The sequence below is a fragment of the Thalassomonas actiniarum genome, assembly GCF_000948975.2.
Lineage (GTDB): Bacteria > Pseudomonadota > Gammaproteobacteria > Enterobacterales > Alteromonadaceae > Thalassomonas > Thalassomonas actiniarum.
In genome coordinates, this window is the sequence record NZ_CP059735.1 from 2,650,491 (window position 1) to 2,665,369 (window position 14,879).

12 protein-coding genes are annotated in these 14,879 nt (G+C 44.5%); 6 read left to right on the forward strand and 6 right to left on the reverse strand.

Going from position 1 to position 14,879, the window contains the following annotated elements:
- The first annotated feature begins 467 nt into the window (after positions 1 to 467).
- The 3 genes from psrA to SG35_RS11520 all read left to right on the forward strand — a co-directional run bounded on the left by psrA (position 468) and on the right by SG35_RS11520 (position 3,734).
- Positions 468 to 1,100 carry a TetR family transcriptional repressor PsrA gene (gene psrA / locus SG35_RS11510; RefSeq protein ID WP_044831498.1) on the forward strand — a complete coding sequence of 211 codons (633 nt, stop codon included), beginning with the start codon at positions 468 to 470 and terminating at the stop codon, positions 1,098 to 1,100.
- A 160-nt stretch (positions 1,101 to 1,260) separates the two neighbouring features.
- Complete coding sequence (gene nagZ / locus SG35_RS11515; protein ID WP_044831499.1) at positions 1,261 to 2,274, forward strand: beta-N-acetylhexosaminidase; 1,014 nt, start codon at positions 1,261 to 1,263, stop codon at positions 2,272 to 2,274.
- 83 nt (positions 2,275 to 2,357) lie between these two features.
- Positions 2,358 to 3,734: an SLC13 family permease gene (locus SG35_RS11520; RefSeq protein ID WP_044831500.1), complete on the forward strand. Its 1,377-nt coding sequence runs from the start codon at positions 2,358 to 2,360 to the stop codon at positions 3,732 to 3,734.
- Positions 3,735 to 3,922: 188 nt separating this feature from the next.
- On the opposite strand, the gene dsbB is transcribed toward SG35_RS11520, so the two are convergent.
- Positions 3,923 to 4,441 (reverse strand): disulfide bond formation protein DsbB, encoded by a 519-nt coding sequence (dsbB, locus tag SG35_RS11525; RefSeq protein ID WP_044831501.1) that lies wholly within the window; start codon positions 4,439 to 4,441, stop codon positions 3,923 to 3,925.
- A 232-nt stretch (positions 4,442 to 4,673) separates the two neighbouring features.
- A complete protein-coding gene (gene nhaB, locus SG35_RS11530; RefSeq protein WP_044831502.1) occupies positions 4,674 to 6,263 on the reverse strand; it encodes a sodium/proton antiporter NhaB in 1,590 nt (529 codons plus the stop codon).
- Positions 6,264 to 6,681: 418 nt separating this feature from the next.
- Here nhaB and fadR point away from each other — a divergent pair, with 418 nt between their 5' ends.
- Complete coding sequence (gene fadR / locus SG35_RS11535) at positions 6,682 to 7,392, forward strand: fatty acid metabolism transcriptional regulator FadR (protein WP_044831503.1); 711 nt, start codon at positions 6,682 to 6,684, stop codon at positions 7,390 to 7,392.
- 110 nt (positions 7,393 to 7,502) lie between these two features.
- Here fadR and SG35_RS11540 read toward each other — a convergent pair whose 3' ends face one another.
- The 4 genes from SG35_RS11540 to sodB form a co-directional block, all read right to left on the reverse strand.
- Positions 7,503 to 9,017 carry a SpoVR family protein gene (locus SG35_RS11540; RefSeq protein WP_044831504.1) on the reverse strand — a complete coding sequence of 505 codons (1,515 nt, stop codon included), beginning with the start codon at positions 9,015 to 9,017 and terminating at the stop codon, positions 7,503 to 7,505.
- A gap of 23 nt (positions 9,018 to 9,040) precedes the next feature.
- On the reverse strand, positions 9,041 to 10,327 hold the full coding sequence (locus SG35_RS11545; RefSeq protein WP_044831505.1) for a YeaH/YhbH family protein: 1,287 nt from the start codon (positions 10,325 to 10,327) through the stop codon (positions 9,041 to 9,043).
- Between the two features lie 49 nt (positions 10,328 to 10,376).
- Positions 10,377 to 12,311, reverse strand: a complete 1,935-nt coding sequence (locus SG35_RS11550) for a PrkA family serine protein kinase (RefSeq protein ID WP_044831506.1) — start codon at positions 12,309 to 12,311, stop codon at positions 10,377 to 10,379.
- A 510-nt stretch (positions 12,312 to 12,821) separates the two neighbouring features.
- Positions 12,822 to 13,403: a superoxide dismutase [Fe] gene (gene sodB, locus SG35_RS11555; protein ID WP_044831507.1), complete on the reverse strand. Its 582-nt coding sequence runs from the start codon at positions 13,401 to 13,403 to the stop codon at positions 12,822 to 12,824.
- 323 nt (positions 13,404 to 13,726) lie between these two features.
- On the opposite strand from sodB, the gene SG35_RS11560 reads away from it, so the two are divergent.
- Positions 13,727 to 14,065, forward strand: a complete 339-nt coding sequence (locus SG35_RS11560; RefSeq protein WP_044831508.1) for a Grx4 family monothiol glutaredoxin — start codon at positions 13,727 to 13,729, stop codon at positions 14,063 to 14,065.
- A gap of 109 nt (positions 14,066 to 14,174) precedes the next feature.
- The gene (locus tag SG35_RS11565) at positions 14,175 to 14,780 is read left to right on the forward strand and encodes a peroxiredoxin (RefSeq protein ID WP_044831509.1); all 606 of its coding nucleotides are present in this window, start codon (positions 14,175 to 14,177) and stop codon (positions 14,778 to 14,780) included.
- Positions 14,781 to 14,879: the final 99 nt, after the last annotated feature.

Genomic DNA, 14,879 nt, shown 5'->3' on the forward strand with positions numbered 1-14,879 from the left:
GTTGTAATTTTTGTGATCCTTTGGGGTGGCAAGATTATATAAAATTGTCCAGTGATAACAAGGAATTTACGGGGAAATGCCGATAATTATCGGTGAGTTTCAGTCTTAATCTGCCAGGTATTTGCAGCAAATGGCGCATTAAAAAACAAATAACCGTTTTCAGGTGGATTTTTGGGCAAAAAAAAGGCTCGGTGGTGATTGACAGATCAGGTCACAGAGCCAGGGAGGAATTGTTTAAGCATATGCGCTAATACCTGTTTGAGCAGGGATCTGCGGTAAAGTTCATTTAAATGCAAAATAATTCCCGATAATTTATTATTAAATGAATTACCTTGTTTTGTTTTGAAAAACTTGTTCGATAATTTTTCTTCAGTAACTGTTATTGACCTGATGAGTCAACTTAGGCTATTTTAAACGTCTGTTTAAACCGTTTGTTTTAATAATGTTGTAATGGCGCCTGAAAGCATATGAGTACAAAAAATAAAATTTTAGATGCAGCTGAGCAGTTGTTTGCAGATAAAGGCTTTAATGGCACCTCGTTAAGGGAAATAACGAGCCAGGCAGAGGTAAACCTGGCGGCGGTGAATTATCATTTTGGCTCTAAAAAAGAGTTGATCAAGGCGGTCATGTCCCGCTATATGAATGAGTTGTCTCCCCGGCTGGAGTCGGCGCTAGAAGCCGTGTGCCAGCAGCAGGGACAACCCAGCCTGATACAGGTGTTTTCGGCTTTTGTCGAACCTTTACTTTCCTTAAATGAGTTTCAGGAAAACGGTACCAGTAACTTCCTGCAATTGTTGGGCAGGGGTTATACCGACAGCCAGGGCTTTTTACGCTGGTTTTTGACCACGCAATATCCCAATGTTATCTCCTACTTTGTTGATGCGGTACAAAAGGCCTATCCTGAACTGACGCCGGAGGATATGTTCTGGCGCTTGCATTTCACTATGGGCACCATAGTGTTTACCATGTCATCAAGTGATGCCTTAATGGATATTGCCGCCAATGACTTTGACCGGAAAATGGATATCGGTGAAGTGATCCAGCAGGTGATCCCTTATGTGGCGGCCGGAGTGGCGGCGCCGATAAACAGAGCCGATTAATTTCTCTTCTCCTTTAGGCCCGGGAGCAAAGTTTCCGGGCCGGGCTGTTGCCGACTTTTTCACCAACCTGTCCGCCATTGCTTGAAATTCCCCTTCACAGCTTTGTTAATGCCGATAAATTGGTTAGAGTAGCTGCATATTTTATTTTAAGTGTGTGGTTATGGGTCCAATAATGCTTGATGTGCAGGGCACATCATTATCGGCAGAAGATAAAGAACTGCTTGAACATCCACGGGTGGGTGGTTGTATTTTATTTTCGCGAAATTATCATTCGCCGCAGCAAATGACGGCGCTGACACAGGACATCAGGGCCGCTGCCGGTAGTGATATCCTGTTGGCGGTAGATCATGAAGGCGGCCGGGTACAGCGGTTTCGTGAACATTTCACTGCGATCCCCGCCATGGGCAGTCTCTGGTCACTTGCCGGGGAAGATAAAACACAGGCAGTAAAGCTGGCGCATCAGTGCGGAGTGTTAATGGCGCTGGAAGTACAGGCGGTAGGTATAGATATTAGTTTTGCCCCGGTACTGGATATCAATGGCATCAGTGAAGTGATTGGCGATCGCGCCTTTCACCAGCAAACGGATGTCATCATCCCCCTGGCAACGGCCTTTATCGATGGCATGAATACCGCGGGTATGCTGGCAACAGGTAAGCATTTCCCCGGACACGGCAGCGTTAAAGAAGACTCGCATATTGCCTTACCCGTAGACTCCCGTTCTTTTAATGATATTACCGGTTTAGATCTTAAACCTTTTAAGGTCATGTTGGATAAGGGGGCTTTGTCTGCGCTTATGCCAGCCCATGTGATTTACCCTGATATTGATAAGCTTGGCGTGGGGTTTTCTGCTGTCTGGCTGCAAAAAATCCTGAGACAGACGTTAGGTTTTGACGGGGTTATTTTCAGTGATGACTTATCCATGGAAGGGGCGGCGGTGATCGGTGGTTATGTGGAGCGGGCCGAAGCCGCGCAGCAGGCGGGCTGTGATATGTTGCTGGTGTGTAATAACCGCAAAGCTGCTGTTGAGGTGATTGATAACGCCAATATCAGCAATGACCCGTCAAGCAGCAGGCGTTTAGGCAAGTTACTGAAAAAAACCGATATGGATTGGGCGGGGCTGGCAAAAGATCCGCGTTGGCAGCAAGCGAGCCGCTTTCTTGAGAATTTCCTGTAAGGGTTATAAACGATACTACATAAGCCTAGACGCTATAAACGCAACTTATACGTAAACCAATAACGAAAAGAAAAACAACAAGCATGAAACTTAACCGAGAGCATTTTATTGTGATTGCGCCGCTGGCAGCAATTGCGTTTTATTTTATCCTGGGACAGCTGGGACTGGCAGAAAAGCCGGCGCTGGCTGCTGCCATTACCTTATTAACCGTAATGTGGTGGGTCAGTGAAGCCATCCCTATTCCGGCAACCTCACTGGTGCCTTTTGCCCTTTTTCCTTTGTTCGGCATTCTTGATCATAAGTCGGCGGCGGCGGCATTAGGCAGCCATGTGATTTTATTGCTGATGGGGGCTTTTATGCTCTCCAAGTCTCTGGAGAAAAGCGGTGCCCATGAGCGGCTGGCGGTCTATATGATACGCCTGGTAGGGGTTTCCAGCGGCAGACGCCTGGTGCTTGGTTTTATGCTGGCGGCAGGCTTTTTAAGCATGTGGATCTCCAATACCGCCACGACCTTGATCATGCTGCCGATTGCCCTGGCAATTCTGGCCCATGTCGATAACCCCAAGCTCAAAGTCGCGTTAATTTTGGGGATCGCCTATGCCGCCAGTGTCGGTGGTATGGGCTCCCTTATCGGTACCCCGCCAAATGTTATTTTTGCCGGTATTTATGAGGAACAAACCGGTAAAGAGTTTGGTTTCTTCGCCTGGATGAAAATAGGTGTCCCCGTGATCTTAGTGGCCTTGCCGCTAATGGCGGTATGGTTGACCCGTAATGTTACCTTAAAGCATAAAATAGAGTTGCCTGAATTAGGAGCCTGGCGTACAGAGGAAAAAAGAACCTTATGGGTGTTTGGCTTAACGGCACTAGCCTGGGTCACCCGTAAAGAGCCTTTTGGCGGCTGGAGTGGCGCATTGGATATTCCCATAGCTGGTGACAGCACAGTAGCGCTTACGGCGGTTGTGCTGATGTTTTTAGTTCCCAACGGCAAAGGCGGACGTTTACTGGACTGGGACAGCGCTGTTAAAATCCCCTGGGGCATGTTACTGCTGTTTGCCGGTGGTATTGCCATTGCCAAAGGTTTCACAGCCTCCGGATTAAGTACTATGCTTGGCGACTGGTTGACAACCTTGGCCAATCTCCCGGCTATTTTGATGATTCTAACCATTTGTCTGGTGGTGACATACCTCACCGAAATCACCAGTAATACCGCGACGGCGACTTTGTTAATGCCGATATTGGCGGTGGCGGCAATATCGTCCGGTTATGATCCGGTGGTCTTTATGATCCCGGCGGCGATGGCGGCCAGTTGCGCCTTTATGCTGCCGGTTGCAACCGCGCCAAATGCCATTGCCTATGGTACCGGATATATAGAAATACAGGATATGGTCAAAGAAGGGGCGATACTGAGTGTGCTGGTTTCCAGTATTATTGGTTTATTCTGTTATTTCATCCTGATTTAAGTTATCAAATATAAGCCCGGTAATAAAAAAGCGATGTTAAGTTAACATCGCTTTTATGTTCAGGAAGAACGGTATGTTGCGATGACAGGATGTCAAAGAGCAACTTATGTTCAGGAAGAACGGTATGTTGCGATGACAGGATGTCAAAGAGCAGGGAGTTTCACTGAGCTGGCCTGTTTGGCTCCATCCTAAATTTTTCTGGCATATAATAACCGTGCCAGCAGTATCAGTACAAAAACACCGGCATAAATGGCGTAAGTGGCTATCATCCATTGGGGCATTGAATAATCAAGGAAGCTCCAGCTAATTTCACCGCAATCACCCGTGGCTTCAAATAACCAGGGAAGCCATTGATGCAGCGGCGCCCAGCTGGGGAAATTAGGCACGTAATCGCAGGTAAAAAATAATGAAGAAGACGCGGACTGCATCTCTACATGCTCCATTGCGATCAGTAACCCCCAGATAGCGCCAATCCCCCATAAGGCGAAGGCGGCAAAGCGACCGATAAAAAAGTTATGTCCCAGGCTGCCGACAACACCGGCAAAGAAAATCCCCCAAATAGCCACGCGTTGATAAATACACATGATGCAGGGCTCAAGCCCCATAATGTACTGAAAGTAGAGGGCAACCAGTTCAAGGGCTAAAGCACTTAAAGCCAGTAATTTCCATGGGGTGGCTTTGTCAACGAGATCACTGATAGTTTTCACTTCGTTTCCTTCAATTATTTTGGTTCTTATTGTTAATCGCTTGTCTGCTATTTTCATTTGCTTAAATTAGCTTTGACGTTATCTATTCAGTTGTCGTATATAACAGCAGTATTTTACCTTACATCCTGTAAATCGATGTTCTAAAACTTCCTGTTGTCGCATCATACATTACATCCTGTAAATAAAAAGCGCCACTAGGGCGCTTTTTGTATTTTAAAATCGTTTCAAAATATTAATGTGCAGACGGGGCATGGGCTCCGGGCACTTCGGTATGATGTTGGATCAAGCCCGAATCATATAAGCTCTGGGTGGAATCCGCTAAATGGCCTGAAGAGATGGCTATTAAGCCCACTATGGTCAGGACTATGGTGTATGGGAAAGCCATGATCACCATACGGCCGTAGGATAAACGAATTAACGGGGCCAGGGCCGAAGTTAGCAGGAATAAGAAGGCGGCTTGACCATTGGGGGTGGCAACACTTGGCAGGTTAGTACCGGTATTGATGGCAACCGCCAGTAAGTCAAACTGGTCCCGGGTGATTTGGCCGGCCGCCAGTGCTTTGGTAACTTCGGTAATATAAACCGTACCAACAAAGACATTATCACTGACCATAGATAAAAAGCCGTTGGCGAGGTAGAACATTACCAGTTGCATGTTGCCTTCAAAGGTTAGTACCCAAGTGATCACCGGGGTAAAGAGTTGCTGGTCGATGATTACGGCAACAACGGCAAAAAATACGGCTAATAAGGCGGTAAAGGGCAGGGCTTCTTCAAAAGCATGGCCAATCTGGTGTTCGTCGGTAACACCGGTAAAAACAGTAGCGAAAATGATCACGGTTAAACCGATTAAACCTACAGCTGCCAGATGAAGTGCCAGGGCAACAATCAACCAGATGGCAATAACCCCTTGCATAATAAGTTTAACGTTATCGCGCTTGGTGCGGTTTTTGGTTGCATCTTCGTCAAAATCAATTAATACCTGACGGACATTGTCACTGAGCTGGGCACCGTAACCGAACCATTTAACTTTTTCCAAAAGCACACAAGTGATCAGGCCGGCAATTAATACCGGGAAGGTGACCGGTGACATGCGGATGGCGAATTCAAGAAAATCCCAACCGGCCTGTTGTCCGATGATCAGGTTTTGCGGCTCACCGACAATGGTACAAACACCGCCTAATGCAGTACCGACACCGGCATGCATTAATAAGTTACGCAGGTAGGCACGGAATTGATCCAGGTCGCCGCGGCTATATTCTCCCAGATGATGATCTTCTGTGTGGTCATGCTCATGGTGCTGCTCTTTACCTGAAGCTACCTTGTGGTAAACCGAGTAGAAGCCAACGCCAACACTGATAATCACGGCGATCACCGTCAGGGCATCGAGGAAAGCGGATAAAAAGGCGCTGGTAAAACAAAACATCAGGGAAACGATGGTTTTCGACTTCACTTTAGTGATGATCTTGGTAAATAAGAACAACAAGAGGTTCTTCATAAAATAAATACCGGCCACCATAAAGACCAGTAACAGGATTACTTCCAGGTTGACGGTAATTTCATGCATAACCTGCTTGGGGGAAGTCATGCCTATTATCACGGCTTCAATGGCGAGCAGGCCACCGGGCTGTAAGGGATAGCATTTTAAGGCCATGGCCAGGGTGAAAATAAACTCAAGCACTAATGCCCAACCGGCAATATAGGGATTGACAAAGAAAAACAGTAGCGGGTTGATGACTAAGAAAGAAACAATAGCAAGCTTGTACCATTCGGGCGAAGACCCTAAGAAATTTTTGTACAGTGCGCTCATAAATGATTGCTGCATAACTAACCTTTATCGTTGTTTTAAACTTAACGGCTTAATACCATCGCGTTTTATTATTAACTATGTAAAATCACAATATACCACAATAAATTATGGCTTATTAACTTCGATGTTAAATTAATTCTCATTTAAAGGTAAATTTTTTGAACTCAGGCCTTTATTGATTAATTTAAAAGCTTTAGCGAGCTATTGTGATTATAGCGGTATTCTCTTTTCTTATCTTTTCTCTTGTTAGACTGGCTTTTTATTGCACAATAGCAAAAAACTTAGGGTATGAGACAAAAAGCATTTTTTACCTGAACAAGGGGGGAATTGAGAATAATTCGCAATATTCGTTTTTTACACGCTTGTACTCGGGAGAGCTTCTGGTACAATCAGTTTGCGGTTAAATTAACACTTAAAGGTAAAAAATAGCCTCATGGTAATAAAAGCACAAAGTCCGGCGGGATTTGCTGAACAATATATCGTCGAATCCATATGGAATGGTGGTTTCCCTCCTGGTTCAATATTACCGGCGGAGAGGGAGTTGTCTGAACTGATAGGCGTCACCAGAACCACTTTAAGAGAAGTGCTTCAGCGTCTGGCACGTGACGGCTGGCTGACCATAAAACATGGCAAGCCTACTAAGGTGAATAATTTTTGGGATACTTCAAGTTTAAATATTCTTGAAAACCTGGCCCAGTTGGATCAGGAAGGTATTCCCGATCTGGTGGACAACTTATTGTCTGCCCGCACCAATATCAGTGCTATCTATGTTCGCGGGGCCATTAAAAACAATCCTGAAAAAGCCATTGAATTGTTAAGTGCCTACCGTGATGTAGAAGATACAGGTGAAGCTTTTGCCGAATTCGACTATCGCTTAAATAAAGAATTGGTAGTAGCCTCGCAAAACCCCATTTACCTCTTGATTCTAAATGGTTTCAAAGGCTTATATTCTCGCATCGGTAGCTTGTATTTTGCCCAGGCTCAGGGGCGGGAGATATCAAGAACGTATTATCAAAAGCTGATTGATCTGGCCAAGGAAAATAAATTTGATGATGCGGTATTTGCTGTGCGTAAATACGGTATCGAATCCGGTAAGCTTTGGTTAGAGCTAAAAGAAGACGTATTAAAAGAATTATCCGACTAACAAGTATATTTCTTACAAATAAAAAACCGGCAATAAAATTGCCGGTTTTTTGTATAGGTTGCAGAGAAACTAGTATAGTCTTCAGCGATGCCCGCTTCTTTTATCTTTAGCTACAGTTGTTCCTGGGGGTCTATGTCAGGACAACGGGCAATAACATCGTCTTCACCGCTTTTATTGGCCTGAACGAGTTTGACATCAAATTGCCATAAATAATGTAAGTGTTTGAGTACTTCACTCTTGGAGTCGGCCAAAGGCACGCCTTTATGCGGGGTATGGCGTAAGGTCAGGGCACGGTCACCGTTAATATTGGTATCAATAATCTGGATATTGGCCTCCAGGTTACTCAGGTTATATTGATTGGACAAGGTGGTGCGCAGCTGTTTATAACCTTGTTCATTATGGATTGCGCCAATTTCTACATAATTATTGCTTTCGTCGTCATGAATATGGAATAACTTGAAGTCCCGCATCAGTTTCGGGGAAAGAAATTGGCTGATAAAACTTTCATCCTTGAAGTTTTCCATGGCAAAATGTACGGTATCCAACCAGTTGCTACCGGCAATTTCCGGGAACCACTGCTTGTCTTCTTCTGTGGGGTGTTCGCAGATACGCCGGATGTCGATAAACATATTAAACCCGAGGGCATAAGGGTTAATGCCTGAGTAATAAGGGCTGTTGTATTCGGGTTGCGCCACCACACTGGTATGGCTGTGAAGAAACTCCATCATAAACTTGTCGGTTACTAAACCCTCATCATAAAGGTGGTTTAGTATGGTGTAATGCCAGAAACAGGCCCAGCCTTCGTTCATGACCTGGGTTTGTTTTTGCGGGTAAAAATATTGTGATATCTTTCGTACAACCCGGACAATTTCACGCTGCCAGGGTTTAAGCAAAGGCGCATTTTTCTCGATAAAATATAAAATGTTTTCCTGGGGCTCACTGGGAAATGTGGTTTTGTTTACCGCTTCCTGTGCTTGCGCCGCCGGCAGGGTGCGCCACAGGGAGTTAACCTGGGACTGGAGATATTCTTCCCGGTCTTTTTGCCGTTTCAGCTCTTCATCCAGGGAGATCTTTTGTGGTCTTTTGTATCTGTCAACGCCATGATTCATCAAAGCGTGACAGGCATCCAAGGTGGACTCTACCTCGGAAATACCATATTTGTTTTCGCATTCGGCGATATAGTTTTTGGCAAATAATAAATAATCTATGATGGAACTGGCATCGGTCCAAGACTTAAACAGGTAATTGCCTTTGAAAAAGGAATTATGGCCATAGCAGGCATGTGCCATCACCAGGGCCTGCATGGTCATAGTATTTTCTTCCATCAAATAGGCAATACAGGGATCGGAGTTGATCACTATTTCATAGGCCAGGCCCATACGTCCCCGTTTATAGGTTTGCTCTGTTTGGATGAATTTCTTGCCAAAGGTCCAGTGGTTATAGCCAATTGGCATGCCTACGGACGCGTAAGCGTCCATCATTTGTTCGGCAGCGATCACTTCTATTTGATTGGGGTAGGTATCAAGGCGGTAATGCTCAGCTACCCGGGCGATCTCTGTCTGATACTGTTTTAATAAATCAAATGTCCAGTCTGGGCTGTCATCAAGCGGTTTGCGTTTGGCCATATCCTCACCTACTCGCTAGCAAATTATCCTGTTGTTTTTATCTCTTGGGTATTCTTGTGAAATAAGTCCCTGAATACTGGGTAAATATCGTCAACGGTTTTAATATGCCGCATGGCAAAATGCGGATTATCTTTTTCAAGTTGCTGGTATTGTTGCCAAAGTGTCTGATGGGCTCTCTGGGTGATCTCGATATAGCTGAAATAACGTGTCTTAGGTAAAATTTTATCTGCTAACAGTTTACGGCAATAAGGAGAATCATCGGCCCAGTTATCACCGTCCGAAGCCTGGGCGCCATAAATATTCCAGTTTGAGCTGCTATAGCGCTCTTCAACCACTTTAATCATAAGTTCCAGGGCACTTGATGCTATGGTGCCGCCGGTTTCCTGGGAGTAGAAAAATTCCTGTTCATCCACTTCTTTGGCTTGGGTATGGTGGCGGATATAAATGACATCTATGGTTTTATAGGTACGGGTTAAAAACAGGTAGAGTAAAATATAAAAGCGTTTGGCGATGTCCTTGGTTGCCTGATCCATAGAGCCGGAAACATCCATTAAACAGAACATCACGGCTTTAGAAGTCGGTACCGGTTGCCGGGTATAGTTGCGAAACCTTAAATCGAAGGTGTCGATAAAAGGCACTTTGGCAATTTTTTGTTTTAACTGGGTTATTTCTTCGTTTAACTCGCGCTTCTCCTTAACGTGCTCATGGGTATCATTGTTAAGTTGTTCGAGTTTGTGCTGGCACTCTTTTAATCGCCGGCGTTTATCGGATGTCATGGCAATACGCCGGGCAATAGAGCCCTGCAGTGATTTCACGATATCGATATTGGCGGGCACACCTTCGGCGCAAAAACCGGCGCGCACGGTTTTATATTCGATTAGCTTATCAAGCTGGTTTTTCTCCAGATTGGGTAGCTCCAAATCTTCAAAGAGCAGGTTTAAGTATTCATCTTTGGAAATAGAGAAGATAAAGTCATCTTCGCCTTCCCCTGAATCACTCGCATCGCCGGGCCCGCCGCCTTGTCCTTGATTTTGGGGCGGACGAGGGATACGGTCACCGCTGCTGAATTGGTCGTTTCCCGGGTGTATCCTGTCCTGAATGCCTCCTTTTCCGGTATGAAATATTGGCTCGCTTAAGTCTTTTTTTGGAATGACAATGCTTTCACCGCTGTCAACATCTGTGACGCCGCGCTTATTGATGGCATCAGAAACCGATTTTTTGATCTGACTTTTATAGCGGCGCAAAAAGCGCTGCCGATTGACGGTACTCTTGTTTTTACTGTTTAACCGGCGATCGATAAAATTAGTCATTTAATGCTCCCCATACCTAAGGTTAAAAGCCTGAGGTTAAGCGCTAAGGTTAAGAGGATTTTCTTACGCGCAAGTACCATTCTGACAGTAACCTGACTTGTTTTTGGGTATACCCTTTAGCCATCATACGCTCAACAAAATCATCATGTTTTTGCTGATCATCGGCTGAGGTTTTGGCATTAAAGGAGATCACCGGCAGCAAGTCTTCGGTATTGGAGAACATTTTCTTCTCAATTACCGTTCTGAGTTTTTCATAACTGGTCCATACCGGATTTTTTCCGTTATTATGGGCTTTGGCCCTTAATACGAAATTGACGATTTCATTACGGAAATCTTTGGGGTTGCTGATGCCAGCAGGTTTTTCTATTTTCTCCAGTTCGTTGTTTAAAGCTTCCCGGTCAAATAACTGTCCGGTTTCGGCATCCCGGTATTCCTGATCCTGGATCCAGAAATCGGCGTAGGTGACATAACGGTCAAATATGTTTTGCCCGTATTCCGAATAGGATTCTAAATAGGCGGTTTGTATCTCCTTGCCGATAAATTCGATATATTCCGGGGTGAGAAAACCTTTAATAAACTCCAGGTATTGCTCGGCAGTTTCTTTGGGTAATTGTTCCCGCTCAACCTGCTGCTCTAACACGTAAAATAGATGTACCGGGTTGGCGGCAACTTCGTTATGGTCAAAATTAAAGACCCGGGATAATATTTTAAAGGCAAAACGTGTGGATAGTCCCGACATGCCTTCATCTATGCCGGCATAATCCCGGTATTCCTGGTAGGATTTTGCCTTGGGATCGGTATCTTTAAGGCTTTCACCGTCATAAACCCGCATTTTGGAATAAATGCTGGAATTTTCCGGATCTTTTAACCGGGACAGCACAGAAAACTGCGCCAGGGTTTCCAATGTGTCTGGAGCACATTGGGCATCTTTTAACTCGCTGTTTTCAATGAGTTTCTTGTAGATGTTGACTTCTTCGGATACCCGCATGCAATAAGGCACTTTGACGATATAAACCCGATCGAGAAAGGCCTCATTGTTTTTATTGTTTCTGAAAGTTTGCCACTCCGATTCGTTGGAGTGGGCGAGTAAAATTCCCTGGAAAGGCAGGGCGGAAAGCCCCTCGGTAGGATTGTAATTCCCTTCCTGGGTCGCGGTTAATAACGGGTGTAAGACTTTGATCGGCGCCTTGAACATTTCGACAAATTCCATCAGCCCCTGATTGGCGCGACAAAGGGCGCCTGAGTAGCTATAGGCATCGGGATCATTCTGGGCGAAATGCTCAAGCTGGCGAATATCCACCTTGCCTACCAGAGCGGAAATGTCCTGGTTGTTATCATCGCCGGGTTCGGTCTTGGCAACGGCGATTTGATCCAGTATCGAAGGGTAAACTTTTATTACTTTAAACTGGGCAATATCCCCTTTAAATTCATGTAAGCGTTTTGCCGCCCACGGGGAGATAATATTATTGAGATAACGTAGTGGAATGTCATATTCGTCCTGCAAGACCTTGCCGTCGGCATTAACATCAAATAAACAAAACGGATGATCATTGACCGGGCTTCTCTCGCCGTTGGCACTGAGCACATATATCGGCTCCTGCTGCATTAAAGATTTCAACTTTTCTGCCAGGGAAGACTTACCGCCGCCAACCGGGCCAAGCAAATAAAGGATTTGTTTCTGCTCTTCCAACCCTTGAGAGGCATGGGTTAAATAGGACACTATTTGTTCGATTGACTCTTCCATCCCGTAAAATTCTTCAAAGGCCGGGTACCTGGCAATGACCCGGTTGGAGAAAATCCGGCTTAACCTCGGCTCGGTAGAAGTATCAACCATCTCAGGGGAGCCTATCGCCTTTAACAGCCGCTCTGCAGCGCTGGCATAGGCGAATTTGTCTTCCCGACAAATATCTAAAAATTCCTGTAAGCTAAATTCTTCTTCTTGTGCTTGTTCATAGCGCGACTGATAATGATGAAAAATGCTCATACTCGTCTCCAATCGAAATCAAAGGTGTATAAAATAAAGACCGAGAAATAGTGTTATCTATTTATAAGCGTAGTTGCTAATTTGCCAAGCACGTAATTAATAGTGCTTTTTTTGTAACTTATTGTCGTATTAGGAATGTTTGGCCAATAAAATCGAAAACATCAGCTTCCGGCTTTCGCTCTAACCAGGTTGCTTTTATTGGTCTGTTTTGGTTACTTGTCAGTGATAAAAAAGCTGCAAACCGTTAAAAATTGCAAAGTCTCAAGTATCGGCATCAAGATATGAGCGTAGCGCATATACCGCTGGTTATCTTAACGTATCCTGCACCGGGGTCCTGAGATACCTTATCACACTCCTTTTTTGACTCTGCCAGCGGCAAATAGTTGTTCTTTTTTGGTGATTATTTTATCGGCGCCGAGATCAAAAAAGCCAGTGACAGGCACTGGCTTTTAAACTTTGCTGATAGCGCATAACACATGATGTGGTATCAGCTAATGGCTTGGTTTTGGCTTAAGCAAAGTTTGCTGAAGCAAAGTCCCAGTTAGCCAGGGCCCAGAAGGCTTCCATATAGTTAGGACGAAGGTTACGGTAGTCGATGTAATAAGCATGCTCCCATAAATCTACGGTCAGTAGCGGGGTAACACCTTCTTCTGTTAACGGCGTACCGGCATTGGAAGTATTAACGATTGCCAGGCTGCCATCGGCATTTTTCACTAACCAGGTCCAGCTGGAGCCGAAGTTGTTAATGGCGCTGTCGGTGAATTTTGCTTTAAATTCAGCGAAAGAACCAAAGTTGGCGTTGATCGCATCGGCCAGGGCACCGCTAGGCTCGCCGCCACCGTTAGGGCTTAAGCTGTTCCAGTAGAAAGTGTGGTTCCAGATCTGTGCAGCATTATTGAAAATTCCAGCAGAAGATGATTTTACTATCTCTTCTAACGATTTGTTTTCAAAATCGGTTCCTTCGATTAAACCGTTCAGCTTAACTACATATGTGTTGTGATGCTTGCCGTAGTGATATTCTAAAGTTTCTTCAGAAATATGTGGTGCCAGGGCATCTTTTGCATAAGGTAGTGCTGGTAACTCTATAGCCATTTTTTTCTCCAGGAATGTATTATAAATATTTTTTCTTGCACAAAAATAAAGAAGTAGTTTGTTTTTACTAAAAACCAAGTAAAATACTCAGGTTTTAAAAAACTTGCATAGTTTAACCAAATATATGGGTATTGCCAGAATATTTATCAAGTGCAGTAAGTTTTAATATTATTTTTATTTTTGCATTTTCTTCTTAAGGTTTTGCACCTAAATAATGCAGGATAAATAAAACAAGCAGTTTATTTCGGTTGATTCTTTTGGGATAAGCCCCCATATAGCCAGTCAACTTGCATATTTTTATTGGTCACAGTACAGAGGTCATTATGGACACCGTTGAACGCATCAAACAACAAATCGCCGAGAACCCTATCATGTTATATATGAAAGGCTCTCCTAAATTACCTAGCTGTGGATTTTCTGCACAATCGGCACAGGCCCTGATGTCTTGTGGTGAAAAATTTGCGTATGTCGACATCCTGCAAAACCCGGATATTCGCGCCGAATTGCCTAAATACGCCAACTGGCCGACTTTTCCCCAGTTATGGGTGGAAGGTGAATTAATCGGCGGTTGTGACATTATTTTGGAAATGTTTCAGCAGGGAGAGTTACAAACCCTGATTAAAGAAACAGCAGATAAGAATCGTTCTGAAGAAAATGCATAAGATTGCATTGAAATATTAATTAGTGCCACCATAGTAGTGGTGTTAATCAATCCGAGCACACATGTGTCAAACATGTGTGGTCAATATAATTAAACCTTGGAGAATAATAATGAGTGTATTAGTTGGTCGTCCAGCACCAGATTTTACTGCCGCAGCAGTTTTAGGTAGTGGTGAAATTGTTGAAAACTTCAATTTAGCCGAAGCTATTAAAGGAAAGAAAGCAGTAGTATTCTTCTATCCATTAGACTTTACATTTGTTTGTCCATCAGAATTACTTGCTTTTGATCACCGCATGGATGAGTTCAAAAGCCGTGGTGTTGAAGTTATCGGTGTTTCTATCGATTCACAGTTTTCTCATAATGCATGGCGTAATACGCCGGTAAATGAAGGTGGTATTGGTCCGGTTCAATACACTTTAGTTGCTGATGTTAAACATGAAATTTGTCAGGCATATGACGTTGAGCATCCTGAAGCCGGTGTTGCTTTCCGTGGTTCTTTCCTTATCGATGAAGAAGGTAACGTACGTCACCAGGTAGTGAATGACTTACCACTTGGCCGTAACGTTGACGAAATGATCCGTATGGTTGACGCGCTTCAATTCCACCAGGAGCACGGTGAAGTTTGTCCGGCTGGCTGGAACAAAGGTGACAAAGGTATGACAGCTTCTCCAGAAGGTGTTGCTTCTTACCTGGCCGATAACGCCGATCAATTATAAGTGACTGCTCAGGCCTGAGGGTCTGAAAGGTTACCATTAAAAAAGCCAGCTTCGCGCTGGCTTTTTCTATTAGGATGTACGGTATGTTGTAGTAACAAC

What these genes read in the sequence shown, in the direction of transcription:
- SG35_RS11565 (WP_044831509.1), top strand. Translation starts at nt 14,175, where the DNA reads ATGAGTGTATTAGTTGGTCGTCCAGCACCAGATTTTACTGCCGCAGCA.
- SG35_RS11550 (WP_044831506.1), bottom strand. Translation starts at nt 12,311, where the DNA reads ATGAGCATTTTTCATCATTATCAGTCGCGCTATGAACAAGCACAAGAA.
- nagZ (WP_044831499.1), top strand. Translation starts at nt 1,261, where the DNA reads ATGGGTCCAATAATGCTTGATGTGCAGGGCACATCATTATCGGCAGAA.
- psrA (WP_044831498.1), top strand. Translation starts at nt 468, where the DNA reads ATGAGTACAAAAAATAAAATTTTAGATGCAGCTGAGCAGTTGTTTGCA.
- SG35_RS11545 (WP_044831505.1), bottom strand. Translation starts at nt 10,327, where the DNA reads ATGACTAATTTTATCGATCGCCGGTTAAACAGTAAAAACAAGAGTACC.
- SG35_RS11560 (WP_044831508.1), top strand. Translation starts at nt 13,727, where the DNA reads ATGGACACCGTTGAACGCATCAAACAACAAATCGCCGAGAACCCTATC.
- nhaB (WP_044831502.1), bottom strand. Translation starts at nt 6,263, where the DNA reads ATGCAGCAATCATTTATGAGCGCACTGTACAAAAATTTCTTAGGGTCT.
- SG35_RS11540 (WP_044831504.1), bottom strand. Translation starts at nt 9,017, where the DNA reads ATGGCCAAACGCAAACCGCTTGATGACAGCCCAGACTGGACATTTGAT.
- SG35_RS11520 (WP_044831500.1), top strand. Translation starts at nt 2,358, where the DNA reads ATGAAACTTAACCGAGAGCATTTTATTGTGATTGCGCCGCTGGCAGCA.
- sodB (WP_044831507.1), bottom strand. Translation starts at nt 13,403, where the DNA reads ATGGCTATAGAGTTACCAGCACTACCTTATGCAAAAGATGCCCTGGCA.
- fadR (WP_044831503.1), top strand. Translation starts at nt 6,682, where the DNA reads ATGGTAATAAAAGCACAAAGTCCGGCGGGATTTGCTGAACAATATATC.